Source organism: Sorangium sp. So ce176 (assembly GCF_051519835.1).
Lineage (GTDB): Bacteria > Myxococcota_A > Polyangia > Polyangiales > Polyangiaceae > Sorangium > Sorangium cellulosum_G.
This window is the reverse complement of sequence record NZ_CP150371.1, coordinates 11,582,135-11,607,602: the sequence shown is the minus strand read 5'-3', so window position 1 is coordinate 11,607,602 and position 25,468 is coordinate 11,582,135. Positions and strand designations below refer to the sequence as shown.

The following is a 25,468-nucleotide window of genomic DNA, read 5'->3' as shown; positions in this document are numbered from 1 at the left end:
CTCCTGCTCCGCGTGCACGCCGAGCTCCAGCGCCTGTCCGAGGAGTTCGGCCAGGGCGAGCGCGTCCGCTCCGTGCTCGCCCCGCTCCTCGACGCGCTGCGCGCTGCCGGCGCCCCTCGCCCCCTCCGCGTCGTCGACGTGGGCTGCGGGCTTGGCTACGTCGTCCGCTGGCTCGCGACGGCCGGCCCGTGCCCTTCGAGCCTTCGTAAACACGGTTTCCAAACCGACCCTCACCGCGCTCGCCGCCGGCCTGCCGCGGGGCGATCTGCCACAGGCCAGCCAACTCGCCACGATGGCGCGGAGATCGGCGCGCGCGCCCACGCTGCGCTGCGGCGCGCGGCATGTACGTTGCCCTGTGCGTCGCCCGGACGCGCCCGGCGCTCCTGCGGCTTCGTTGCAGCGCGGCTCCGGGACGAGGCCGCCGGCCGCCATCACGCGCCATGGCTCGGATTCACGCAGCAGTCCCACGCACGACCCACGGAGAACCCTTGAAAGCCCAGGGAACGAGCTGTCCACGTCCGCTATCTCGACCAGGCCCCACCCTCCTCGTGGCGCTCGCCGCGCTCGCGGCGGCGCCAGGCTGCTTCAGCGCCCGCTCGTCCTCGGGCGGCGGCGAGACGACGAAGCCGCCGCCGCCGACCAGGACGATCCGCACGTCGGACATCGCGCTGCCCGGTGGATACGTCATCGAGGTGGTCGCCACGGGGCTCAACTTCCCGACCGGCGTCACGTTCGACGACGCCGGACAGGTCTATGTCACCGAGTCCGGCTACTCCTACGGTGAGGTCTTCACCACGCCAAGGCTCCTCCGGATCGAGCCGGGCGGCGGCAAGACAGTCGTCGCGACGGGCAAGAACCCGCCGTGGACCGGGGTCGCCTGGGCCGACGGCGCCTTCATCGTCTCGGAGGGCGGCGTGACCGAGGGCGGCCGGATCCTCCGCGTCGCGCCAGGCGGCCAGACCCAGACCCTCGTCGCGGGGCTCCCGAGCTTCGGCGACCACCACACGAACGGGCCCGTCGTCGGCCCCGACGGCTTCATCTACTTCGGCCAGGGCACGGCCACGAACAGCGGTATCGTCGGCGAGGACAACCACAAGTTCGGGTGGCTGAAGCGACACCCCGAGTTCCACGACGTGCCCTGCAAGGACGTGACGCTCACGGGCGCCGCGCTCACCACGTCGAACCCGCTCACGCCGCGCGACGCGGACGACAAGGCCACGACAGGCGCGTTCGTCCCGTTCGGCACGCAAACGCAGAAGGGGCAGGTCATCCCGGGCAAGGTGCCTTGCAGCGGCGCTGTCATGCGCGTGCCGGTGCGCGGGGGCACGCTCAACCTCGTCGCCTGGGGGTTCCGCAACCCGTTCGGGCTCGCGTTCTCGCCGGACGGCAAGCTGTTCGTCACCGACAACGGCTATGACGACCGGGGCAGCCGCCCGGTCTGGGGCAACGCCGACGCCCTCTGGGCCGTGACGCCGGGCACCTGGTACGGATGGCCCGACTTCGCCGACGGCCGCCCTGTCTCGCAGGATCGCTATGCCCCGCCGGGCGGGCCGACGCCCCCCGCCCTCCTCGTGGCCCCGCCGAACCCGCCGCCGCAGCCGGTCGCGTTCTTCGCCGTGCACAGCTCGTCGAACGGCATCGACATCGCGCGCGACCCGTCGTTCGGCTTCGTCGGCGAGGCGTTCGTCGCGCAGTTCGGCGATCAGGCGCCCGACGTCGGCAAGGTCCTGCACCCCGTGGGCTTCAAGGTCGTCCGGGTGGACCTGAAGACCGGCGTCATCCGCGACTTCGCTGTCAACCGCGGCAAGGACAACGGCCCCGCGTCGCGGCTCAGGTCCGGCGGCCTCGAGCGGCCCATCTCCGTGCGCTTCGACCGCGCGGGCAGGTCGCTCTACGTCGTCGATTTCGGCGTCATGCTCATGGATGAGCGCGGCGCCAGGCCGCAGCAGGGCACGGGCGCGCTCTTCCGCATCACCCGCGCGGCCACCGCAGGCTGAAGGAGGAGACACCATGATCCTACGCGCTGTCCTTTGCGGTCTCCTCGCCACGTCCCTCGGGCTCGCTGTCGGGTGCGGCTCGTCCCGCAGGAGCGAGCCGATCCTCGGGCCGCCGCCGCTCGACGAGCCGCCCGAGCGGCGCGGCGAGGTCGTCTTCATGAAGCAATGCCACCAGTGCCACCCGGGCGGAGCAGGAGGCCTCGGGCCGGGGCTCAACAACAAGCCCGCGCCCGCGGCGGCCATCAAGCTCCAGATCCGGAGCGGGCTCGGCGCCATGCCCGCCTTCTCGGAGAAGGAGATCTCCGACGCCGACGTGGACGCTGTCATCGCTTACATGATGTCCATCAGGACCTACGAGAAGGGCGATTGAGCGCGGCCGGCGGCGCTGCGCCGCCCGGCTCAAGCTCCCGCCAGCAGACAGGCCTCCTCGGAGAGGCGGAATCGCACGCCAGGCAAATCGACAACAACAGGAGAGGATCCAGAACATGGCATCCATTCGCGGCGTAATTTTCGATGTCGACGGCACGTTGATCGACAGCAACGACGCGCACGCGCGCGCCTGGGTCGATGCGCTGGAGGAGTTCGGGCACAAGGTCCAGTTCGAGGAGGTGCGGCGGCGCATCGGGATGGGCGGCGACAAGCTCCTGCCCGAGGTGACGGGGATCTCCAAGGACAGCCCGGAAGGGGAGAAGATCAACGCGCGCTGCTCGGAGATCTTCATGGAGCAGCTCCTGCCCGGGCTCCGCGCCTTCGCCGGCACGAAGGAGCTCCTGGAAGAGCTCCACCGCCGCGGCCTCAAGATCGTGATCGCGAGCTCCGCCCAGAAGGAGAAGCTGCGCGAGCTCCTCAAGCTCACGGGCGCCCATGGCGTCATCGAGAGCGCCACGTCGTCGAGCGACGCCGAGAAGTCCAAGCCGGATCCGGACATCGTGGAGGCGGCGCTCCACAAACTCGGGCTGCCGCCGGGCGAGGTCGTGATGATCGGCGACACGCCGTACGACGTCGAGGCCGCCGCGCGGGCGGGCCTGCGCACCATCGGCTTCCGCTCGGGCGGCTGGACCGACAGCGGGCTCACCGGCGCGATCGCCATCTACGACGGCCCGGCCGACCTCCTGGCGCAGCTCGATGCCTCCCCGCTCGCCGAGGGAGCCGGCGGCGCGAGCGCCGCTCCCCAGGCCGAGACGACCCCGCAGCAGCGGTACGTCTAGCGCCGTCCGGACAGCAGCCGGGAGCTCGCCCGCAGGACCGGGCGAGCACGCGGGCGAGCGCCTCCACGGTCGGCCGCGCGGCGCAGCGAGCCACGGCAGGCGACGCTTGCCCCGTGGGGCGCGCCGCTCAAGGTCCGCGCGCATGAATCCATCGAGCGACATCCACGATCCACGAGAACCGGAGATCCTCCAGAACGACGATTCGAACGAGGCGCTGCTGACCCGATCGCTGGAGCGGTGCGCCCGCCTCCTCGCGACGGACGAGGAGCTCCGGCGGGCGCTGCCGTCCCCGGAGGCGCTGGAGCAGATCCGGAGCCGTCAGACAGCGATCGAGTCCGTGGAGGCCGCGTTCGCGCTCTACGCGGATCGCCCCTGCCTCGGCCGCCGCGCGCTCGACGTCGCGGCGGCCGAGCCGGACGGTGGCGGCTCGCCGCGCCCGCTGCCGGAGTTCCGCACCGCCAGCTACGCCGACGTGTGGTCTCGCGTCGAGGCGTTCGCCAGCGGCCTCCGGCACGACCGGCTCGCGGACACCGGCGATCTCGTGGGCATCATGGGGTTCGGCAGCACCGACTGGGTGGTCGCAGACCTCGCCTGTCTGTATCTCTCCGCCGTCTCGGTGCCGATGCAGACCAGCATGATCCCCGCGGACCTGCAGCACATCGTCGCCGAGGCCGAGCTCGCGTGCATCGTGTGCAGCGTGGACCAGCTCGCGCGGATCGAGGCCGTGCTGCCGCGGTGCCCCTCGGTGCGCGGCGTCGTCGTCATCGACCTCGCGGACGGGGATCGACGCGCGCAGGACGAGCTCGATCGGGCGCGACGCGCCCTGCGCGCGCTGGAGACAGGGGGCCGCCGCCTCGCGGTGCGGACCCAGCAGGAGGTGGAGCGCCTCGGCCGGCAGCACGGCATCGTGCCGAAGGTCCTGCCCGAGGAGCGGGGCGAGCGCGACCCGCTGATGACGCTCATGTACACGTCCGGGAGCACCGGCTCGCCGAAGGGCGCGATGATCCCGGAGAGCCTCTGGTGCCGGTACTGGCAGCAAGCGTTCACGAGGAGCCACGACCCACGCCTCGACGTCCTGCCGCACGTGGGCATCAACTACAGCCCGATGAACCACTTCATCGGGCGCACCCAGGTCGGCCGCTCCCTCATGCGCGGCGGGGTCACGCACTTCGTGCTGAGGAGCGATATGTCCACCCTCTTCGAGGACATCCGCCTGGCCAGGCCCACCGCGCTGTTCCTGGTGCCGCGCATCGCGGAGATGATCCACCAGCAGTTCCAGGCCGAGCTCCTGAAGCGCTCTCGCGATCTCGACATCGCGCAGGAGCGGATCGAGCACGAGATCATGGCGGACATGCGCGCGTCGCTGCTCGGCGATCGCCTGCTCCTCGCGACAGTCGCTTCGGCGCCGACGCCGCCCGAGGTCCTCTCGTTCCTGAAGCGCTGCTTCGAGGTGCCCGTCATCGACGGCTACGGCTCCACGGAGGCCGCCTCCCTCACGTTCGACGGCCGGCTGGATCGAGAGTTCGTGACCGAGTTCAAGCTGGTCGACATGCCGGAGCTCGGCTACCGCACCACCGACGAGCCGTATCCGCGCGGCGAGCTGCATCTCCGCTCGCTCCTCATGGTGCCGGGCTATTACAAGAACGAGCAGGCCACGAGGGAGCTCTTCGACGAGGAGGGGCTCATGAACACCGGCGACATCGTCGAGCAGCGCGGGCCCGACACCCTCGTCTGGATCGATCGCGCGCGGAACGTCCTCAAGCTCTCGCAAGGAGAGTTCGTCGCCACCTCGCGGATCGAGGCCCTGTACAGCGCGGGCAGCCCCTTCATCCACCAGGCCTTCCTGTACGGCAACAGCGCCCGCTCGTACCTCCTGGCGGTCGTCGTCCCCGATCTCCAGGCCGCCTCCGCCCACCTGCGGCGGCGCGGGGCGGAGCCCGACGACGCGGCCGTCAAGCAGCTCCTGCGCGAGGAGATCGACCGCATCGCCCGGGACAACCAGCTCCGTGGTTACGAGATCCCGCGCGATTTCCTTGTCGAGGGCGCCCCGTTCACCCGCGAGAACGGCCTGCTCACGGAGACGCAGAAGCCCGCGCGCGCGCGGCTCAGGGCCAGGTACGGCGCGCACCTCGAGGAGATGTACGGGGCGATCGAGCGCACCCAGATCGAGCAGCTCCGCGGGCTCCACGAGGAGCTCGGCGCGACGGCGCCGCCCGCCGACGTGGTGGTGAAGAGGGCCCTGGAGGCCACGCTCGGGCTCGCCGACGTCGAGCCGCGGGGCGCGCAGAGCTTCGCCCAGCTCGGCGGCGACTCGCTCACCGCCGCCCGCTTCAGCCGCGTCGTCGAGGACCTCTCCGGCGTCGCCGTGCCCGTGGGCCTCGTGCTCGACCCGACAAGCGGCGTCCGCGCGATCGTCGAGCACCTGGAGCGCGCCCTGGCGAGCGGCGCCGCCCGGCGCCCCGCGACCTTCGACGAGGTGCACGGCGCCGGCGCGGACGTCGTGCGGGCCGCGGACGTGCGCCTCGACAGGTTCCTCGGCCCCGACGAGCTCGCGTCCGCGGCGCGCTCGACGCCGGCCGCGGCGCTGCCGGCGCGCGCCCGGGTGGCGCTGCTGACCGGCGCCAACGGGTTCCTCGGCCGGTTCCTCGCGCTGGAGCTCCTCCAGCGGCTGCCCGAGGAGGGCCGGCTCTACTGCGTCGTGCGCTCGCGGAACGACGCCCTCGCCTTCGATCGGCTCCGCGCGGCCTACGCGTCCGATCCCGCCCTCGTGAGCGAGCTCGACGCGCTGTCGGGGCACGGCCGGCTCGTCGTGCTCGCCGGCGACCTCATGAAGCCGAGGTTCGGCCTCCCGGACGACCTGTACGCGCACCTCTGCTCGGAGGTCGACTGCGTCGTGCACAACGGCGCCCTGGTGAACCACGCCCTGAGCTATCCGCAGCTCTTCGAGCCCAACGTCCTCGGCACGGTGGAGGCGATCCGCTTCGCCGTCGCCCGCCGCGTCAAGGCGATGAACTACGTGTCGACCATCGCCGCGGTGGGCGGCCTCGGCCGCCGCGGCCCCATCCGCGAGGACGAGGACCTGCGGGCGCTCTGGCCGGAGCGCCCGATCGACAGCGGTTACGCCGTCGGGTACGCGACGAGCAAGTGGGCGAGCGAGCTGCTGCTCCGGGACGCGCGCGACACGCTCGGCCTGCCCGTCAACGTCTATCGCCCGAGCAGCATCATGGCGCATCCCCTGTGTCGGGGGCAGATCAACGTCCCCGACTTCTTCACGAGGCTCCTGTGCGGCCTCGTGTACACGGCCCTCGCCCCGAGATCGTTTTACCAGGATGTCCGCCCGGACCGCGCCGGCCACTATGACGGCCTCCCGGTGGACGTCGTGGCGCGGAGCATCGCCGCCATCGCCGTCGATCACCAGCAGCCGCCGGCCGGTACAGGGGAGAGGGCGAGCCACGCCACGTACCATGTCGTCAATCCCCACTGGGATGACGGCATCTCGCTCGACGTCATCGTCGCGTGGGTGAGATCGGCGGGTTACCCGATCGGGCGCGTCGACCCGTATGCGGCGTGGTATGCGGCGTTCCGGGACCGGCTGATGCAGCTCGGCGAGCGTCAGCGGCACCTCTCGCCGCTCGCCATCCTCCCTGCGTGGGAGCACCCGGCGCTCGTCGACGGGGAGGTGTTCGACGCGGAGCGCCTCCTCGCCCGGCTCCAGCAGCTCGCGGCGCGGGAGGGGTCGGGCGATCTCGCGGCCCTGCCGCACGTGAGCGAGCAGCTCATTCACAAGCACCTGGACGACATGGTGGCCCTGGGGGTCATCGGGCCTGCCGCCGCGCGCGCGGCGGCGTCCTGACGCCGGGCGACGCCCGCATCGTCGCGGCGCGCTCGCGCAAGGAAGGCGCGCCCGAGGGATCCCCCCGCAGCGGCCCGTCCCCCGTCGCTGGCCGATGATCCCTCGACCCGCCGCGCGGGCGCGGGGTAGCATCCCGCGCCATTCCGTCGTCAACACCCCACAGCAAGGAGCGCCCGGGCGCCGCCCGCGGCAACCAGACCTCATGAAGCTCGCTGTCATCTCAGGCAGTCATCGCAATGGATCCGAGTCGGGGAAGGTCGCCCGCTACGTGCAGCAGCAGCTCACGGCGTCAGCGGACGTCACCTCGACCTACGCGCTCGATCTCGCCGACAACCCGCTTCCGCTCTGGGAGCCGGAGGCGCCGCAGCTCTCGGAGAAGTGGGCGCGCCTCTGGTCCCCCGTCTCCGCGGAGCTCACCGCGTCCGACGCCTTCGTGATCGTCGCGCCGGAGTGGGGCGGCATGGTCCCCGCAGGATTGAAGAACTTCTTCCTCCTCTGCACGCGCGGCGAGCTCGCGCACAAGCCCGCGCTCATCATCGCTGTCTCCGCGGGCGCGGGCGGCGCCTACCCGATCGCCGAGCTGCGCATGAGCAGCTACAAGAACAGCTACCTCTGCTACATCCCGGACCACGTGATCGTGCGCAACGTCCGCGCCCTCCTCAACGAGCCGGCGGCGCCGCAGTCCCCCGATGACGAGCGCATCCGCGAGCGGCTCCGCTACGCGCTGGGCGTCCTCCTCCAGTACGGCAAGGCCCTGCAGCAGGTCCGCGCCAGCGGCGCCATCGACCTGCCCAGGTACCCCTTCGGGATGTAGCCCCCGCCCTCCCCCCCGCCGCCACAGCAGCGGCAGCCGCCACCCACACCAGCACACATCAGACGACCCCCGCACGCCACCTGGCGCACGGCGTCATCTGGCGGACGTCGCATTCATCCGCTATGGTGGACGTCGCGTCTGTTAAACTGGCGCTCAGCACCCATGACAATGCCATTGCTCACGCTTCCGAACCCGGGCGCGATGTCGCTATCGATTCGCGCCAAGGCTGTGGTCTTCGAGGACGAGCGATCGAGGGCGTTGCTCGACCGCATCCGGCGGCTCGCGCCGAGCGACGCCACGCTCCTGGTCACCGGCGAGACCGGGACGGGCAAGGAGATCGTGGCGCGTCACATCCACGCGTTGAGCCACCGGGCGCGGCGGCCGTTCTTGGCGGTGAACTGCGGCGCCTGGTCGGAGTCGCTGGTGGAGAGCGAGCTGTTCGGCCACGAGAAGGGGGCCTTCACCGGGGCGACAACGGCGAAGGCGGGCTGGTTCGAGGCGGCGGACGGCGGCACGCTGTTCCTCGACGAGGTCGGCGACCTGCCGCTGCAGCTCCAGGTGAAGCTGCTGCGCGTGCTCCAGGAGCGCGAGGTGGTGCGGCTCGGATCGCGCCAGCCGATCCCGATCGACGTGCGGCTCATCGCCGCGACGAACGTCGACCTGGAGGCGGCGATGGCCGCGCGGCACTTCCGCGAGGACCTCTACTACCGGCTCAACGTCGCGACCGTCTCGCTCTTGCCGCTGCGCGAGCGGCCGGGCGACATCCTGCCGCTCGCGCGCTATTTCCTTTCCATGCACGCGAGCCGGGTCGGCGCCGTGCCGGCCGAGCTCACCCCGGAGGCGGCGAAGCGGCTGCTGGAGCACCCGTGGCCCGGGAACATCCGGGAGCTCGAGAACGCGATTCACCACGCGCTCCTCGTGTGCAAGGGCCACCGGATCACCCCCGCCGACCTGCGGCTGACAGCCCTCCTGCCGAGGGCGTCCACGCTGCCGCCGGCGCCGGCGGCCGTGCCGTCGCTGCAGGCGCTGCCGGGCGGCAGGGCGGCCCCCGAGGCGCCCTTGGCGACCCCCGAGGCGCCCCTGGCCGCCCTGGAGAGCGCCCTGCTCGCGCTGTTCGAGCAGAACCGCCCGGGCCTGCACGAGCACATCGAGGAGGTCCTCATGCGCACGGCCTACCGCTATTGCCACAGGAACCAGCTCCAGGCCGCGCGGCTGCTCGGCATCAGCAGGAACATCGTGCGCGCCCGGCTCATCCAGTTCGGCGAGCTCGCGCGCTCGCCGCGATCGCGCGGCGGCAACGAGCCGCCCGAGTCCGGGCCGATCTCGAGCGGTCCATGCTCGCTCGACGAGACGGCGTGCGACGGCGAGGAGCGGGGCGCCTCGATCGAGACGGTGCGGATCGGGTGCCAGAAGTTCGGGCTGCTGATGGCGACCAACACGGCCTAGGTTATCGGCGCGCGGGGATGTCGAGCAGCGCGTCGAGCCGGGACCCCGGCGTTCCCCTGCCTCGCGCCGAGCGCCGCCGGATCAGCGGGCGATCTGCGACAGCGCGAACGCGTACGCGTCCGCGAGCTCCTCCACCAGCGACTGGACCCTGTCGCCGCCGCCGTGCCCGGCCTTCTCCTGGGTGCGCAGCAGCGCGGGTCCGCCCGTCGAGGCGGCCTGGAGCGCGGCCGTGAACTTGCGCGCGTGCATCGGGTCGACGCGATCGTCGCTGTCGACCGACATGACGAGGAGGCTCGGGTAGGCCGTCCCGCTGCGCACCCGGTGGTACGGGGAGTAGCCGATGAGCGCGCGGAAATCGTCGGGGTCGTCGGCCCATCCGTACTCCTCGATCCACGTCTTGCCCGACCCGAACAGGTGGTATCGGACCATGTCCATCAACGGCGCCTGGCACAGCGCCACCTTGAACAGGTCGGGGCGCTGCGTGATGGCCGCCCCCACGAGCAGCCCGCCGTTCGAGCGGCCCTCGATGACAAGCCGGTCGGGCCGCGTGTAGCCCTGGCGGACCAGGTGCTCCGCGGCCGCGATGACGTCGTCGAAGACGTTTTGCTTGCTGTGCCGCATCCCCGCGCGGTGCCATGTCTCGCCGTACTCGCCGCCGCCCCTCAGGTTCGCGATGGCGAACAGGCCTCCTCGCTCGAGCCACGGATAGGCCTTCGACCAGAAGCTCGGCGTGAGCGCCATCGAGAAGCCGCCATAACCATAGAGCACGGCGGGCGCAGCCCCGTCGCGCCGAGCGTCCTTCCTTTGGAGCACGAACATCGGCACCCGCGCGCCGTCCTTCGATGTCACGAAGACCTGCTCCGTCGTGTAGGCGGCGGTGTCGACGGGCACCTGGGTCCGGTACGCGACCTCCGTGCGCCCCGTTGGCACGGAGAGCTCGTGGATCTCGGGCGGGAGGGTGAACGACTCGAACGTGAAGTAGGCCTCGTCGCTCTCCGGCTCGCCGTGAAGCGCTGGGACGCTCCCGATGCCGGGCAGCTTCACCTCGTACGCAGGGCTGCCGTCGAGCTCGCGCATCTCGAGGCGCGCGGAGACGTCCTTGAGGTAGACAAGGCCCAGCCGATTGCCGACGATCTCTAGGCGGTCGAGCTTCTCGTCGCGCCGCTCCGGGACGACCTCGACCCAGCGATCCCGCGCGGGATCCCGGGGATCCGCGCGGAAGACACGGTAGTTGGGCGCGCCGTCGTCGGTCAGGATGTAGAGGTGGTCGCGGTGCGGCTCGACCAGGTAGATGTGCGGCTGCGCCTTGATGAGGGGCTTCCACTCCGCCTTCTTCCCCGCGCGGAGATCCTGGATGTACACGTCCGTCGACACCCAGCCGTGCTGCACGGTGGCGATCAGCCAGCGGCCGTCGCGCGAGGCAGCGACCTGGTGAAACGTCTTCGGGTCGCGCGTGGCATCGCGGACCAGGCGATCGCCCGCGGGGTCGGCGCCGAGCGCGTGATACCGGATCTCGGCCAGACCGGGGCGGTCTGCCGCCGAGATCCGGCGGCTGAGCGGCGGTACCTTGACGTAGTAGATCCCGGCGCTCTTCCCGTCCCACGCCATCGCCGTCCTGTCCGCGTACTTGGCCCCCTCGAGCACCTCGGGCAGCTTCTTGCCTGTCGCGACGTCGATGATCTCGAGCGTCGCCTCGTCGGCGTTGTTCTTCTTGACCTGGTAGGCGACGTACCGGCCGTCCCAGCTCGGGAGCCAGCTCCCGAGCGACACGCTGCCGTCCTGCGACCACGCGTTCGGGTCGAGCAGCACCTTCGGCTCCCCTGCCTTGCCCTGGCGCCAGTGGACGGCTTCCTTCTCCTGACCGACCGATTTCTTCGGCCAGAAGTGGCGGCCGCCGCGCTGGAGCGGCGCGCCCACGCGCTCGATGTCATAGAGCTCCCGGAACCGCTTCAGGAGCGCGTCGCGCTCGGGGAGCTTCGCGAGCTCGGCGCGCGCGAAGGCGTTCTGCGCCGCCGTCCACGCCTGGACCTCGTCGGACTCGCCGTCCTCCAGCCAGCGGTACGGGTCCTGCACCGGGACCCCGTGCAGGACGTGGACCACATCGACGATCCTCGACGGCGGGTACGCGGGGGCCGGCGCGGCGCTGGCGGGCGCGCTGGCGGCGCTCGGCGCGGCGGCCTCCGGCGGCGGCGGCGGCGCAGGGCGCGCGGTGGTCGGGGCGGCTCCGCGGCACGCGGCGCTGAGGAGCAGCAGCGCGGCCATCGTGTGTCTCGCGGCGAGCATGGCCACCACGCTAGCGTCGTCCACACGAGCCTTCCAGGCACGACATCGGGACGGTTCCGCACCTGGACCACCCCGAGCGCCGCGTCCGGCGGGAAGCCCGAGGAGACCCACCACGGGACGGCGGACTGGCCGCGCCGTGATCGGGCCGGTGGGTCTTCGCCGGGGCGGCGGGAGCGGGAAGCGCGCGGGCGGCAGGCCGCTCCGCTGCGCCAGCAACACCCGAGCAGCACCCGCTGCTGCCCTGGCAGCAGCGCGGCGCGGGGTCCGGGGGAGCGCGCACAGGAACGCGGCGGCGGCGCTGGCATGACGTGTGCTCAACGGGCGCCCCCATGACGGGTTCATCGTCGACATCGCGCGTGCAGGCAGCCCTCGATCAGCTCCGTTCCGGGGGCATGGTCATCCTCCTCGACGACGAGGCGCGCGAGGACGAGGGGGATCTCGTCGTGATGGCGGAGCACGCGACGCCGGCGGCCATCAACTTCATGGCCACCCACGGCCGGGGGCTCGTCTGTCTCGCGCTCACGGAGGAGCAGGTGGACCGGCTCGGGCTGCCGCTCATGGCCACCCGGCCGGGCGCTCGCCGGTCGACGGCGTTCACGGTGAGCATCGAGGCGCGCGAGGGCGTCACGACAGGCATCAGCGCGCACGACCGGGCGCGCACCGTCGCCGCCGCGATCGCCCGCGGCGCGTCGCCGCGCGATCTCGTGTCGCCGGGGCACGTGTTCCCGCTCAGGGCGCGCCGCAACGGGGTGTTCGACCGCGAGGGGCACACCGAGGGCGCTGTCGACCTCGCGCGCCTCGCCGGGGGCCTGCCGGCCGCCGTCATCTGCGAAATCATGAATGAAGACGGGACGATGGCGCGGCGCCGGGACCTCTCGCGCTTCGCGGCGCGCCACGGGCTGCCGGTCCTCACCCTCGGCGACGTGGTCCGCCACCGGGTGCAGAGCGAGCACGTGGCCGCGCGCGTCCGGACCGCCCCGTTCCGGCCCGCGGGACTGAGCGGCGAGTGGAAGGCGCACACGTACAGGATCCGGGGCGACCGCCAGCTGCTGCTGCTGACGCTCGGCGCGCCGGCGGCCGCCGGCGACCGCGCGGCGCCCGTGTACACCCACCGGGCGGCGCTGGTCTCGGATCTCCTCGGCGACGCCGAGCTGTTCGAGGCGCTGCGAGACATCGAGTCTGCCGGCGCCGGCGCGGTGATCTACGTGTCCCCGCCGGCTCGCCAGGGCGCGCTGGCCGACGACGACGACGCTGGCGTCGGCCTCGAGCTCGCCGTCGCCGCGCGCGAGCTCGGCGCGCTCGGGTATCGTCGGGTGACGATGCTCGACTCGAGGGCTCCGTGGCCCGCCGGGCCGAAGAAGGAGCTCGACCTCGAGACGGGCGATGCGCCGGGCGCGCCGGAGCTGCACGGGGCGGCGCTGGCGGGGCGCGGACGCGCTGCCGCTGGGCCGGCGCGGGCGGCGCGCGGCGGCGTCGGCAGGGTGGCTGAACCGGAGGACCGCGCGATCGGGTGAGCCGCGCCCCCGGGGTGAGCCGCGGTCGCTCTCTGCGGCCACGGTCGCGCCAGGGATCCGCAGGAAGATGCGATCGCCGCGCCGTCAGCGCCACCGACCCGGGCTGCAAAACGGCCGCGGTCACGTACCGACCTGGCTTCCTGACCTGGCTCGTCGCCAACGGCTCGCGACGAGGCGCCTCGTCGCGAGCCTCGCGCCGCGCGCGTCTCTTCGGGGCGTCCTCGCGGAGGAAAGCGCGCTTGCCCTGCGGCATGTGGCGAGGGGCTCACGGGTGCAATGTGAGGGGCTCCTGGCGCGCCCTGCCGAAAGCGCCGACGTCACCGTGCAGAGGGCCTGATCCCCATCACCGTATCCTGGCATCGACCGACTCTCCACCCTCTTGACCGTAATGCCGGACACTAATATCCAGATCACCTCCTTTTACAAGGCGAGGGAATCATGGTGCGGAGACACCCGTTGGGTGGTTTGTTCGGACTGACATGCATCGTGGTGGTGGGTAGCGCTTCGTGCGTCGTCGACGCCGAGGTGGGGGACGCGTCGCCTGGCGCGGAGGTGGTCGAGGCTGCGGCCCCGAGGCCGAGTGAGCGCGCGATGATGCCGCCGGGGCTGCGGGCCGCCTACATCGCGGCGGTGCAGGCAGGGGCGTCGGAGGCATACCGCGCGCAGCAAGGGGGAGCGGCGGTCAGCGTGCAGAACCCGGCGCAGCGGTTCGGCGCGGAGCTCACCGCCTCGGGGGTGACGATCGCGCCCAGCAAGGGGCGGGGCGACTGGCGCTGGTCGGTCGCCACCGTGGGTTATGGCTGTGACGGCGCGCTCGATCCCGTGCAGGTCGCGGCGCCCGCGATCGCCGATGGGCGCATCGAGTACCGGCGCGGGGACCTCGTGGAATGGTACGTCAATGGGCCGCTGGGATTGGAGCAGGGCTTCACGCTGGCCTCGGCGCCCGCATGCAGGACCGCGGGCGGCGGGCCGGTGACCCTGGCGCTGGAGGCCCAGAGCTCGCTGGAGGCGGCCCTCACCGAGGGCGGGGACGCCGTCGAATGGCGGGACGCCGACGGGCGGGCGGTGGTGCGGTACACGGACCTGCACGTGGTCGATGCGGAGGGGAAGGTCCTGCCCGCCAGGTTGGCCGTGAATGCGGGCCAGGTGTCGCTCCAGGTCGACGACACGGGGGCGGTGTATCCGGTGGTCGTGGACCCGCTCGTCTGGACGGAGGAGGACAAGCTCCTGGCCGGGGACGGGGCCGCCAACAACAGCTTCGGCAGAACGGTCGCGATCAGCGGCGATACGGCGGTCGTGGGCGCTCCCAACGCGACGACGATGGTCAGCGGGGTCCTGAGAAACAATGGCGGGGCCTACGTCTTCGTCCGCTCCGGCTCCACCTGGACCCAGCAGGCAAGGCTCTCGTGCCCCGATTCAGGCATCGGGGACGGCTGCGGGTTGCTCGGCTACTCCGTAGCGATCAGCGGGAATACCATCGCCGCCGGGGCGCCCGGCAAGCACGGCACAGGCGGCTCCACCCCCGTCGGCGCGGTCTACGTCTTCGTCGGCTCGGGTTCCAGCTGGACCCTGGAGCAGAAGCTCTACGCCAGCGACGGTGCTTCATATGACTACTTTGGCCAATCGGTCGCGCTGGACGGAGACACCCTCGTCGCCAGCGGTCAGCTCCATAACCATTCGGCCAGCAACGACGGCGCAGCCTATGTCTTCACCCGCTCCGGGTCCACCTGGACCGAGCAGCAAGAGCTCGTCCCCGACGATGCCGCCGAGTCCGATGAGTTCGGCTGGTCGGTGGCGATCAGTGGGGATAGCATCGTCGTCGGCAGTCGCCTGGATGACACCCCAGCTACCAACGCGGGTTCTGCCTACGTGTTCGTTCGTTCGGGCTCAAGCTGGACGCAGCAGGCAAAGCTGGTGGAGTGGGGGACGGGCTCGGGGCTGTACTTCGGCTGGAGCGTGGCGATCAGCGGAGACACAGTGCTCGTGGGCGCCTATAACTACTGGAATCCGTGGAACACCTCGGGCGCTGCTTACGTCTTCGTTCGTTCTGGCTCCAGCTGGACCGGCCAGCAGGTGCTCTCTCCCATCGATTCGGCTGCCTTTGACAACTTCGGGATGTCCGTCGCGATCCAGGGCGACAGGGCCGTCATCGGCGCCGTGGGCGGGGATACCCCCAGTGTCTCCGGTACGGGGACGGCCTACGTCTTCGAGCGCTCCGGGACCACCTGGACCCAGCAGCAAGAGATCTTTGCCTCCGACGGCGCCGGCTCCGACAGCTTCGGTAGTGCGATCGCGCTCGACGGGGATACGGTCGTTGTGGGCGCGCCCGGCGACGACGACCTCGGAAGCGGGTCGGGCTCGGCCTACGTCTTCGTGCTCGAGGACATCTGACCCTCTCCGATCGATGACGCAGCATAACCGGCCGCAGCGGGCGACGCGGCAGCCACAGGTGGCTCGTTGGGCTCGCGTCAGGCCATGCCGAGGCCCGCTCGGCTGGTGAACAGCCAGAAGCTGCTGAATTCATCGAGGTTTCTCCAGGCCTGCCTCATCACCACTGAACCGTGGCGGGATTTCTGCCCCGCGGTACCGGCGTGGAAGCGGCGCGAGCGGGGAGCCGCGGCGGCAGGTGAACAAAGATGGAGCGCCGGCGCGGCTCAGCCGGGCTGCCTCTCGCCCGGCCCCCGGGCCTCTCCTCCAGCAGCCGCTGGCGCCCCCTCCGAGGGGGCCAGCGCGCCGGCCTCGTCCAGGCTCACGCGCCTGTCCCCGTCTCGATCGAGCGCCCTCAGCATCTCGCCGACCACCACCTCGGACGGCGTCTCGGAGGTCGCCCTCGAGACAGCGGCCCTCAGCTCGTCGGCCGAGACGGCGCCGTCACGGTCGGCGTCGATCGACTCGAACGGCCCGAGCTGGCGCCAGAGCTCCACGGCGAACGACTCGACGAGCACGAGCTTCGGCTCGCGCCCGCTGTCCGCGGGCGGCACCTGCTCCGGATGCTCCTGCGCGAAGCGGATCAGCGGAGCGACGTCATCCATGCCTCCGAGCAGCCCCCGGACGATCGCGATCCGGTACTCGCGATCATCGACAAGCGGCCGGCCGCCGATCGCGACCAGCGCGCCTCGCGCATCTGTGGCCATGCGATCGTCGATCTGGAGATAACCGCCGTGCTGGGCCGGGGCGCGCGACCGCGACGCGGCGACGGCCTCGCGGACGACGCGGCCGAGCAGGCCGACGACAACGACCTCGTTGCTGAAGGGGACCTCCGCCTTGAGATCTCCGTAGGTGAAGCGCTCCCGGTACTCGCGGCCGCCGCGGATGCCGCCGCCGTTGAAGAGGCATCCATCCGCCTGGAGCACGCCCCGGATCCGCGAGCAGATCAGCTCTCCGAGCGAGGTCTGCCGCGACCGCGTCCCGACCGACGACAGCGTCTTCCCCGGCGGGAGCCGCAGGAGGGTGGCCGCGTCGAGGTCGCGCACGATCTGCATGTGGCGGTCGACGCGCGCGCGCATCGCCGCGTCCTCGGGGTAGGCGGCGACGTCCTCGAGCCGGACGGTGACCGAGGGCAGGTCGTGCGCGCCGGCGCGGGGCGCCTCGGCCGGCCACGCGAGATCGACGATGGCCGCGCTCGCCGCGTCCGTGCCGGCCTTGACGACCCAGCAGCCGTCCACGTCGTCGATGAGCACCTCGTGCTCGTGGCCGCCGAGGATCACGGGGAAGCGCGGCGCGCGCTGCATCCGCGCGAGCGCGAGGTCGTCGTCGCGGATCTGGTGCGTTATCGGGATGACGCAGGCGCAGCCCTCCTCGCGGACGAGCCGGTCGGCCCAGCGGACGGCCGTCTCGTTCGCCGGCTCGATGGCGTACCCCCCGAACGCGCCCCGCCGGTACAGGCCCTGGACGTGGACGAGCAGGCCGAGGAGGCCGACACGGAGCGTCCGCCCGCCGGGGCTCGCGATCTCGAGGATCTCGTGCGTCGGCAGCGCCGGCGCGAACGAAGGCATGTTGGTGTTGAGCCACGTTCCCCGGAACTCCTGCACCCGCGCCCTGAGCTCCAGAAGATCGATGTCGGCCTCGTGGTTGCCGAAGATGGCGTGCGTGAACGGCAGCGCGTTCATGCAGTCGATCATGCCCCTGCCTTGATCGAGGCTCGACAGCAGGCTCGGCGCGAGGAAGTCGCCGGCCATCACCGCCATGAAGCGGTCCGCCGGCCCGGCGGCGTGGTGCCGCACGAGGCTCGCGAGGCGCGGGAGGTTCTCGAGCGAGTACACGTCGTTCACGCAGACGATCCGCAGAGAGGGGCCTCTGGGCGTGCCTTGGTCACCGGCGGTCATGTCAACCACACGATAGACCATCTCGCAGACTCGCGCTTTCCTCCGGGCAGCGGCGCGGCGTCGCCTCGCGCCCCGCCGGCGCCGTCAGCCCGGCCACGCTGGCGCCTGGATCGACGCCCTCCTGCCCGGGCGCGCCGGGGCCGCCGCCAGGGGCCGCACCGAGCGGCCGCCTTTCACTCGCAGCGGGGCGGCGATGGCGAGAAGCACTCCCCCGCGGCGTTGCAGTATGTCCTGCCGCACTTGAGCTTCGGCTTCGCGTCGGGTAGCGGGCCGCGCGCGCTCGGCGAGAGCTTCGTTGTCGCCGCGGCGCTCACGGACGGCGCAGCGCTCGCCGACGGCGCGGGAGCAGGCGCAGCGCCCGGTGGCGCGGTGGTCCCCGGCGCCGCCGCTGCGGTCCCCGGCGCCGCCGCTGCGGTCCCGGGCGCCGTCGTCGCGGTCCCGGGCGCCGTCGTCGCGGTCCCGGGCGCCGTCGCGGTCCCGGGCGCCGTCGCGGCGCTGGACGCCTCCGGCGCCGCCCGTCCCGGCAACAGCGCCTCGGACCGACCGCAACCGGCGCTCGACCCCGCCGCGACCCCCAGGACAACAGCAAACACCCACGCCCGCGGGCTCGTCGTGTCGATCGCGTTCATCACCGATGGCTCCGTGCCCACGCGATCTCGCTCTGCCCGGCCGCGATCGCGTCCATCCATGCCGCGAGCGCCGGGTACGCCGCCTTCACCTGCTGCGCGTACCCAGCGAACGCTCCCGGATCCCGCGCCGCCAGGAGCTCCGCGGCGAGCCCGTACGCCTCGGGCGCGAACACCCCGCCGAGCACGTTGAGCAGCGCCGGGTCCACCGTATCGAGCCCCTCCGGGCCGTGGATCAGGTACTTGATGAGCCGCGGATACCGGAGCGGATCGCCCCGATCCGTGGGCGGCGCGAGCCGGCTCGGATCGGAAGGCGGCCGGCGGAGCCAGCGCCCGAACGAGCCGGCCGCCTCGACCTCGGTGCGGAGCTCGTCGAGCGACGCGCGCTCCGCGTCCATGGGCTCCCGGAAGAGCAGCCGCCCACGAGCGCTCTCGGCGATGTGCGGCGGGGCTCCGTAGAGTAGCTGGCCATCGACCGTGCCGGCCGACAGCTCGTCCGGCAAGAGCTCGGAGATCTCCACGAGGAGCCGGCGGATCTCGCCAGCCCGCAGGCGGAAGCTCGGCGCCGAGAGATCGGGATCCACGACGGCCGTGGGCGCCTCCTCGAAGAACGGCTCCGCCTCGCCCGGCCGCCACAGCCTGAGGCCGACCGCGCCCCGCAGCGCCGCCGGCGACGGCAAGGGCAGCCGCATCAGCGACGCGGAAGGGGGCGCGCTGCCGATCGTCATGCCCACGTACACCGGAAAGCCGAGCACGTACTCCGGTTCCACGTCGATGCCCACGAGGGCCGGGCCCGGAGGTGTGATGCCGGCCGCGCTCACTTCCACGCGAGCCCCTTGTTGTCCTCGAGGTGGACCCGCCGCACCTCCTTGAGGTGCCTGCCGCAGACGTCGCTGCCAGTCTTCCCCGACGTCCCCGGGATGAGGTTGCGCTTGTCGTCCAGCATCCAGTTGGGCCTGTAGTTCATGCAGCAGGTCTTGTCGCGCGGCGCGCGGAAATCGAAGTAGCCGCACTTGTGCGGCATGCCGAACGCATGGACGAGCTCGTGCACGATGGTCCCGACGATCCGGGCGCTGTACGTCGGCTTCGGCAGGCCGGTCGTCGCCTCGCGGTAGGCGCTGTGGTGCGTGAACATGATGGTCCGACCTGCGAAGTACTCCTTGCCTTTGGCCGTCACCGTGGGGCTGATGCCGGCGGTGTAGAAGGCGCCCGGGTTGAACACCTTGACCTTGACCTTCGCGGCCATCCCGTAGCCGCCGGGGGTCACGGCGCCGCCCTTCTTCCGGTACCGCGGCGAGTAGTTGAACCGCACCTTGTACGCGTGCGCGAGCGACCCGTCGCCCGCCGTGAAGTCCGGCTGGGCGTCGTGCTCCACGATCCAGCAGCGCGTGATCGGACCGGCCCCGGTCGTCTCGGTCTGGACGCTGAACAGGTTGAAGCCGACCGTCTCGGAGCCGGAGGTCAGCTCGGCGAAGTCCACGTCGGGGAACGTCCCCGGGATCTCGAAGTACTCGGAGAGGTTGGCGCCCGCGCCGCCGCTCTTCAGCTCGGCGTCCCCCTCGAACACCTTGTCGCCCTTCTTGGTCGGCAGGGGGTGCGGCTCCATCGCGGAGATGACGCAGAACCAGCCGGGGTTCGACTTGTTCGAGAACACCTTGTCCACGTAGGCCACGCACTCGGTCTCGAGGTCGTCCCCCTTGGGCGCCATCTGCGGCTGGTCCGGCACCTCCTTCTCCGGCTCGCAATCGAGCTGGACGCAGCACGGCTCGAACGGCACGGGCACCTCGTCCATCGGCAGGGCGAACGCGCTCTTCATGCGGATGGACTCCACCCGGATCCGGTGCCACATCGTCATGATTCCGGTCTCGGCGCCGAACCCTTCCACCTGCGTCGCAGCGTCGATGTCCGCCCGGACGATGAAGTTGTCCCCCGCCGTGTCGGGGCAGTGGAAGACGACCTTGCTCTCGTCGCCGACGATGGCCGTCTTCGCCTCGGTCGCCGCCGCGGATGCGAGCGCGAAGCCGGAGACCGCCTCCCACGGAGGACTCTTCGCGGGCTTGCCCTCGTTGTCGCCCGCGCGCGAGCCCTGGTGCTTCCCGGCGCCGTCATAGTCCTTCTTGTCGACGTATGCCCCCCACGCGGCGTGGAAGCCCGGATCATCGTTGGTCGGATCGTCCGGCTCGACAACCGTCCACCGGATCTTCGCGTCCGCCGGGAGCTTCCCCCGCTGGACCTTCACCTTGGCGGTGAGCTGGATGAGCTGCTTGTCCTTGGCCCAGGCGCCGGCGAGGTCGCTGTTGACGTACACCCGGCCGAGGTGGTCCTGGCTCGTGTACCCCGGCCTCGCCTCGGCGCGCTTCACCCCCGCCGCGCCCGGCGAGACGGGCGCGTGGAGCCCCAGGATCTCCGTGATGGAGACGATCACTGTGTTCGGCACACGCAGCGTCGCGCGCGTCGTCTCCCCCTCGGCGACGCGGGGCACGGGCACCGCGCCCGGCGCGGGGGGCACCTCGCGCGTGAACACGTCGCAGCGCAGGAGCGGACCGCCGCCGAGCTCGTGGACCCGGGTCGGGTACGGGCTGCTCAGGCTGCCCGTCACCGAGCCGAGGCGCTTCGAGCCGGCGTCGCCCTGATCGTCCCAGATCTCGACGGCGATCGGGATCGCCCCGCTCGCGGCGACCTCGAGCTTCCAGGGGATCGCCTCCGCCGTCAGGTCGAGCTCCTTGGCGCCGGCCGCGATCGGCTTGCTGCGCCCGAAGCGGCGCCCGGCGATGAAGCCGAGCGCATACGGCCGCTTCGCGCCGGCGAGCAGCCCGTCGACGCCGAGGACCTTCTGGAGGGTGATCGTGACAGCGGCCGTCTGTGCCATCGTTCCTTCTCGTCACGCGCCGTCGTGGCGTTTCTGAAGCTCCGCGCGCGTCGCGTCGTCGAGGATCCCGGTCGGCTTAAGGCCCGACGCCGACTGGTACCACGCCAGCGCGTTCGCCAGCTCGGGCCCGTCCTTGCCGTCCACCTCGCGCGAGAAATAGCCGAGGTTCTTGAGGCGACCCTGCACGCCGCTCGCGGCCTCGATCGGATCGAGGTGACCGAGCTGCAGCGCCCAGATGACCCCGCCGGCGCGCGCCTCCTCGTTGCCCGGCGTGTCCGGCCAGGCCGCGAGCTCCGCGCCCTCCAGATCGGCGGGGATGGGGTGCTCGATCGGGCTCTTGCCGTCCGTCGTGCCGCTGACGACCACGTCGCGGTATTTCAGCTCGTACGCGAACGGCTCCTCGATCTCGAGGAGGAGGCGGAGCACCGTCTTCGGGACCTTGACCGTGAAGACGTGCTTCCCGCCCGTCGGGACCTCGACCGCCTTCGGCGCCATGTCGGGGATGACGAGCACGTCGCCCGGATAGATGAGGTTCGGGTTGGGGCGCCGCTGCTTGAACTCGGCGTTGTCAGGGTGGTTGTAGATGACTCGCCAGTCGGAGAACCCGTATCTGGGAGCGATGCTCGAGAGGCATTCTCCCTGTTTGACGATGTGCTGGTGAGGCATCGTTCCTCCAGGAGCGAACACCCGCAATCCAATGATGGTTCAGCATCGTACCGCGACGCAGCGGCGCCCTCAAGCGCCGTGAGCAGGTCGGCGCGAGCGGCGAGCGGCGCGGAGAGCGGAGGGCGACCGGACGTGGGCGGTCATCGTGCCTGTACCCGCGCCGGTGTCGCGCCTTGACGCGCCCCATGCGGCGTGATGACGTGGAGGCTCGGGGCGAACTGAGGACGCAATGGGCCACCGCTGGGGCTTCGGCTGCTTCCCTGAAAAAGTGTGGTTCGCGCGTCGGTACGATGCGCCGTTGCCGGACGGAGCCAGGGAGCTTCCAGCGCTGGAAGCGGCGTGGCGGCTGGAGGGGTGGCTCGCCGACGCCGTCCACGGCCGGGCGATCCTCACCGAGATTGGCGAGGCGCTAGGTTTCCCGGTGTCGACGGGACCCGCGCTCGATCCGAGGGGGCTCGCGGCGCGGCTGCGGGGAGCGCTCCTCGACGGGAGTCTCTACGCCTACCGGATGCCGTACACCTCTTCCGGCGCGCCCATCGGGCCGCCGGAGGTGATCGAGCCTGGCCAGCCTGAGCCTCCGGCCAGGGAGGACAAGACCTGGGTCGGGATTCAGCTCATGGACGACGGGAACCCGCCGCAGCCTGTCCCGTTCAAGAAATACCGTATCGAGCTGCCCGACCAATCGATTCGCGAGGGATTGCTCGATCAGAACGGTCAAGCCCTGATCTCGGGGATCGATCCGGGGACCTGCAAGATCTCGTTCCCTCAGTTCGACGCAGACGACTGGCAGCCCGCCTGAGGGGTCGCTCAGCGCTCGGTCAGGCAATCGTCGAGCGTGGGCGAGGAGAGGACGCGCTCGGTCCACCCTTCGATCTGCGCGGCGTCGGCGGCGCGGACGCGCGCCACGACCGGCTCGGGCAGCTCGCCGAAGCGCAGCCGGAGCTGCTTGAGCAGCGTGCTTCGCTGCCCTTCCAGGCGGCCGTCACGCTCGCCCGCCAGGCGGCCCTCCCGCTCGCCCGCCTGGCGGCCCTGCTCGCGAAGGCAGTCTGCGATGGTCACGATCTCCTCCTCGGCCTCCGGCCCCGCCGCCACGAGCAGCCGCTGCAGCAGCTCCCTTGGCTGGGCCGGGTCGGCGATGTTCAAGATATACCGCCACACGCGCGACAGCGCAGCCCCGCCGCCGGGGGCGCCGCGCACCTCGCGGACCATGTACTCGAGCAGCCGAAAGGCCATGAGCGGGTGCGTCGTGCTCTGGTGCTCGAAGAGCACGTAGGTGCTCGAAGAGCACGTAGGTGCTCGAAGAGCACGTAGATGAACAGCGGCGCTTCCGCGAGCCTGGCGGAGAAGAGCAGGTCGCTCTGGCTGGCGGCGAGCTCCTCGTCGATGAAGCTGCCGGACTGCAGCGCCAGCGACGCGAAGTCGATGCGGGCGGCCAGGGCAGCGGGCAACACCTGCCGGAGCGCCGCGGCGGCGTGCTCCGGCTGGCTGAACGTGGACTTGAACAGGGCGTCATGAGGTGTCGGCGTCATGGGGATGGCACCCCGCGGCCGCGGCGCGCGGCGGCGAGGCTCCATCTTTGAGTTCCGGGGATGTCGACGCCGTGATCCGAGATTGCGCCGGAGAGCGCCTGTCACACTCTCTCCCGCTCGCCCGATGATCCCGGCATGAGAGCCGCCGCCCCGACCGCCGTCGCCGTCCTCCTGCTCGCCTGCAGCCCCGGCTCGCGCGACCCGGCGCCCGCGCCGCTCGCGCCACCCGCCGCCGCCCTCGCCGCACCGCCGCCCGCTCCCCCCTGCGCCCGCCGCGGCGCCGGCCCAGCGCCGGCGCCGCTCGACCCGACCCACGCCGGCTCCGGCGTCGCCCTCGCGGGCCTCGGCGGCCGCACGCTCGCCTTCGTCGCCGACGAGGACGACGCCGCCCTGCACACCGTCGACCTCGACGCCCGCTCCGCGATCGCGCGCACGCCGCTCGCGGGCCGGCCCGCCCAGGTGATCGTGCTCGGCGACGGGCGGGTCGTGGCCTCGCTGCGCGACCGCGGCCTGCTCGAGGTGCTCGAGCCCGTCGACGCCGCCGCGCCGCTCGCGCGGCGCTGCCTCGTGCCGGTGGCGAGCGAGCCGGTGGGGCTCGCGATGACGCCGGACCGCGCGACGCTGCTCGTCGCGAGCCGGTGGGGCCACGCGCTCACCAGCTTCGCCACCGCCGACCTCAGGCCGCTCGGCGAGCTCCCGCTCGCGCGCGATCCCAGCGCGGTCGTCGCGTCCGCGGACGGCCAGCGCGCGTTCGTGTCCCACGCGGTGGGCGGCCGCGTCAGCGTCATCTCGCTCGGCGAAGGCGGCGCGCCGACCGAAGCGCGGGAGCTCTCGACCGACGGGGTGGAGTGGCGCGTACAGCCGACCTTGTCCAAAAAATCTAGCTCCATCGACTTCATCCCGGCCTCGCCCATGCCGAGCGCGTCCGCGCGAAGCGCGGCCTTCGCGCCGCTCGGCAGCGCGCCCGCCCTGGGGCACCGCCCATCGTCGCGCGTCGCCCGCCGCGGCTCGCAGGGCTTCGCGCTGGCGCGCGCGCCGGGCGGCGCTGTCTTCGCGCCCATCGCGCTCGTGGATCCGGGGCCGGAGGCGCGCGGCGGCGGTTACGGCGGCGCGCGCGCCCAGACGGTGATCGAGCACATCGCTGTCGTCGATGCGAAGGGCGAGCGCGCGGACGTCCCGCCCGTCTCGAGCCACCTCGGGACGCTCGGCTGCCAGCTCCCGCGCGCGGCCGCGATCGAGCCCGGCGAGCAGGTCCTGCTCGTCACCTGCCTCGGCCGCGACGAGGTGATCGCCTACGACGCGCGCGCGCAGATCCCCGGCCAGCCGCCGCGGGTCGGGTCGGTGCGGGATCGGGAGCTCTTCCGCGCCCGCGTGGGCGCCGGGCCCACGGCCATCGCCGTGGACAGCGCGCGCCGGCGCGCCGTGGTCTTCTCCCGGTTCGACGGCGAGCTGACGATCCTGCCCGCCGCCCGCGATCCGGGGCCGACCGAGCACCGCGCCCCCAGCAAGGAGATCACAGGCGAGCTGCCGGTCATCGTCCTGCCCCGGGCGTCGCGCCTCGACGAGCGGCGCGCGGAGGGCCAGCGGCTCTTCCATGCGGCTGGCGGCCGGCGCACCGCGTTCGACGGCCGCGCCTGCGCGAGCTGCCACCCCGACGGCCGCGACGACGCGCTCACCTGGTCGACGCCGGAAGGCCCGCGCCAGACGCCCATGCTGATGGGGCGGCTCGACGGCAGCGCGCCGTACGGATGGGAAGGCGACAAGAAGGACCTGGAGGGCCACTTCGCCAGGACCCTGTCGCGGCTCGGCGGCAGCGGCCTGCGCCCGGACGAGCGCGACGCGCTCTTCGCCTACCTCCGCGGCATGGCGCCGCCCGGCGAGGCGGCGGCCCTCGCGGCCGAGGAGCGCGCCGTGACCGTGGCGCCGCCGCCCGCCGCCAGCGGCGCTCCCCTGGGCGAAGCCGCCGCGCGCGCCGACCTCGCCGCGCGCGGCGACGCGCTCTTCCACAGCACCGAGGCGGGCTGCTCGAGCTGCCACCTCGGCGACGAGCTGACCACCGACGGCGCCCGCCACGACGTGCGGAGCGCGACCCGCTTCGACGCCGCGCGCGCCTTCGAGACGCCCTCGCTGCGCTTCGTCGGCCGGTCCGCGCCGTACTACCACGACGGCCGCTACCCGACGCTGCTGGCGCTGATCGAGGGGGTCGGCGACACCATGGGCCACACAGCGCACCTGTCGGCCGACGACCGGCGCGCGCTGGCCACCTACCTGGAGTCGCTTTGATCCGCGTGACGGCCGCGCGCCCGCGCGTGGATTGGGACAGCGCGGGTCAGCCGTC

At 72.1% G+C, this 25,468-nt stretch carries 17 protein-coding genes and 1 pseudogene; 10 read left to right on the top strand and 8 right to left on the bottom strand.

The genetic code is table 11. The features are described from left to right. The first annotated feature begins 548 nt into the window (after positions 1–548). The 6 genes from WMF42_RS43820 (at position 549) to WMF42_RS43795 (ending at position 9,318) form a co-directional block, all read left to right on the top strand. Entirely contained in the window at positions 549–1,997 is a 1,449-nt protein-coding gene (locus tag WMF42_RS43820) for a PQQ-dependent sugar dehydrogenase (RefSeq protein ID WP_437689190.1), read from the top strand. Positions 1,998–2,010: 13 nt separating this feature from the next. Then, on the top strand, positions 2,011–2,367 hold the full coding sequence (locus WMF42_RS43815) for a c-type cytochrome (RefSeq protein ID WP_061606879.1): 357 nt from the start codon (positions 2,011–2,013) through the stop codon (positions 2,365–2,367). Positions 2,368–2,482: 115 nt separating this feature from the next. Next, on the top strand, positions 2,483–3,205 hold the full coding sequence (locus WMF42_RS43810; RefSeq protein WP_061606880.1) for an HAD family hydrolase: 723 nt from the start codon (positions 2,483–2,485) through the stop codon (positions 3,203–3,205). Positions 3,206–3,347: 142 nt separating this feature from the next. After that, positions 3,348–7,058 (top strand): thioester reductase domain-containing protein, encoded by a 3,711-nt coding sequence (locus tag WMF42_RS43805; protein ID WP_437689187.1) that lies wholly within the window; start codon positions 3,348–3,350, stop codon positions 7,056–7,058. A gap of 202 nt (positions 7,059–7,260) precedes the next feature. Then, entirely contained in the window at positions 7,261–7,872 is a 612-nt protein-coding gene (locus tag WMF42_RS43800) for an NADPH-dependent FMN reductase (protein ID WP_061606882.1), read from the top strand. A gap of 168 nt (positions 7,873–8,040) precedes the next feature. After that, a complete protein-coding gene (locus WMF42_RS43795; protein ID WP_081426287.1) occupies positions 8,041–9,318 on the top strand; it encodes a sigma-54 interaction domain-containing protein in 1,278 nt (425 codons plus the stop codon). 81 nt (positions 9,319–9,399) lie between these two features. Here WMF42_RS43795 and WMF42_RS43790 read toward each other — a convergent pair whose 3' ends face one another. Continuing rightward, a complete protein-coding gene (locus WMF42_RS43790; RefSeq protein ID WP_437689186.1) occupies positions 9,400–11,601 on the bottom strand; it encodes a prolyl oligopeptidase family serine peptidase in 2,202 nt (733 codons plus the stop codon). A gap of 329 nt (positions 11,602–11,930) precedes the next feature. Here WMF42_RS43790 and ribB point away from each other — a divergent pair, with 329 nt between their 5' ends. Both ribB and WMF42_RS43780 read left to right on the top strand, forming a co-directional pair. Then, positions 11,931–13,115: a 3,4-dihydroxy-2-butanone-4-phosphate synthase gene (ribB, locus tag WMF42_RS43785; RefSeq protein ID WP_437689184.1), complete on the top strand. Its 1,185-nt coding sequence runs from the start codon at positions 11,931–11,933 to the stop codon at positions 13,113–13,115. A gap of 438 nt (positions 13,116–13,553) precedes the next feature. Next, positions 13,554–15,506, top strand: a complete 1,953-nt coding sequence (locus WMF42_RS43780) for an FG-GAP repeat protein (protein WP_437689182.1) — start codon at positions 13,554–13,556, stop codon at positions 15,504–15,506. 263 nt (positions 15,507–15,769) lie between these two features. On the opposite strand, the gene WMF42_RS43775 is transcribed toward WMF42_RS43780, so the two are convergent. From WMF42_RS43775 to WMF42_RS43755, 5 genes are all read right to left on the bottom strand, one after another. Next, the gene (locus WMF42_RS43775; RefSeq protein ID WP_437689180.1) at positions 15,770–17,440 is read right to left on the bottom strand and encodes a 5'-nucleotidase C-terminal domain-containing protein; all 1,671 of its coding nucleotides are present in this window, start codon (positions 17,438–17,440) and stop codon (positions 15,770–15,772) included. 173 nt (positions 17,441–17,613) lie between these two features. Beyond that, complete coding sequence (locus WMF42_RS43770; RefSeq protein WP_437689179.1) at positions 17,614–18,069, bottom strand: hypothetical protein; 456 nt, start codon at positions 18,067–18,069, stop codon at positions 17,614–17,616. After that, the gene (locus WMF42_RS43765) at positions 18,069–18,893 is read right to left on the bottom strand and encodes a hypothetical protein (RefSeq protein WP_437689177.1); all 825 of its coding nucleotides are present in this window, start codon (positions 18,891–18,893) and stop codon (positions 18,069–18,071) included. Before WMF42_RS43765 ends, WMF42_RS43770 begins: the two co-directional genes overlap by 1 nt. Beyond that, a complete protein-coding gene (locus tag WMF42_RS43760) occupies positions 18,884–20,935 on the bottom strand; it encodes a hypothetical protein (RefSeq protein ID WP_437689175.1) in 2,052 nt (683 codons plus the stop codon). The genes WMF42_RS43765 and WMF42_RS43760 overlap by 10 nt, the downstream gene beginning before the upstream one ends. 12 nt (positions 20,936–20,947) lie before the next feature. Beyond that, entirely contained in the window at positions 20,948–21,601 is a 654-nt protein-coding gene (locus WMF42_RS43755) for a peptidoglycan-binding protein (RefSeq protein ID WP_061613108.1), read from the bottom strand. Between the two features lie 298 nt (positions 21,602–21,899). On the opposite strand from WMF42_RS43755, the gene WMF42_RS43750 reads away from it, so the two are divergent. Further along, positions 21,900–22,400, top strand: coding sequence for a hypothetical protein (locus tag WMF42_RS43750; RefSeq protein ID WP_061613109.1), 501 nt, complete (start codon positions 21,900–21,902; stop codon positions 22,398–22,400). A gap of 8 nt (positions 22,401–22,408) precedes the next feature. Here WMF42_RS43750 and WMF42_RS43745 read toward each other — a convergent pair whose 3' ends face one another. Together WMF42_RS43745 and WMF42_RS43740 are read right to left on the bottom strand one after the other, a co-directional pair. Next, positions 22,409–22,870 (bottom strand): DUF4351 domain-containing protein, encoded by a 462-nt coding sequence (locus WMF42_RS43745; RefSeq protein ID WP_437689173.1) that lies wholly within the window; start codon positions 22,868–22,870, stop codon positions 22,409–22,411. 104 nt (positions 22,871–22,974) lie between these two features. After that, positions 22,975–23,130 (bottom strand): annotated as a pseudogene (locus WMF42_RS43740) (Rpn family recombination-promoting nuclease/putative transposase); the annotation flags it as partial. 135 nt (positions 23,131–23,265) lie between these two features. On the opposite strand from WMF42_RS43740, the gene WMF42_RS43735 reads away from it, so the two are divergent. Continuing rightward, entirely contained in the window at positions 23,266–25,413 is a 2,148-nt protein-coding gene (locus WMF42_RS43735) for a cytochrome C peroxidase (RefSeq protein ID WP_437689172.1), read from the top strand. Positions 25,414–25,468: the final 55 nt, after the last annotated feature.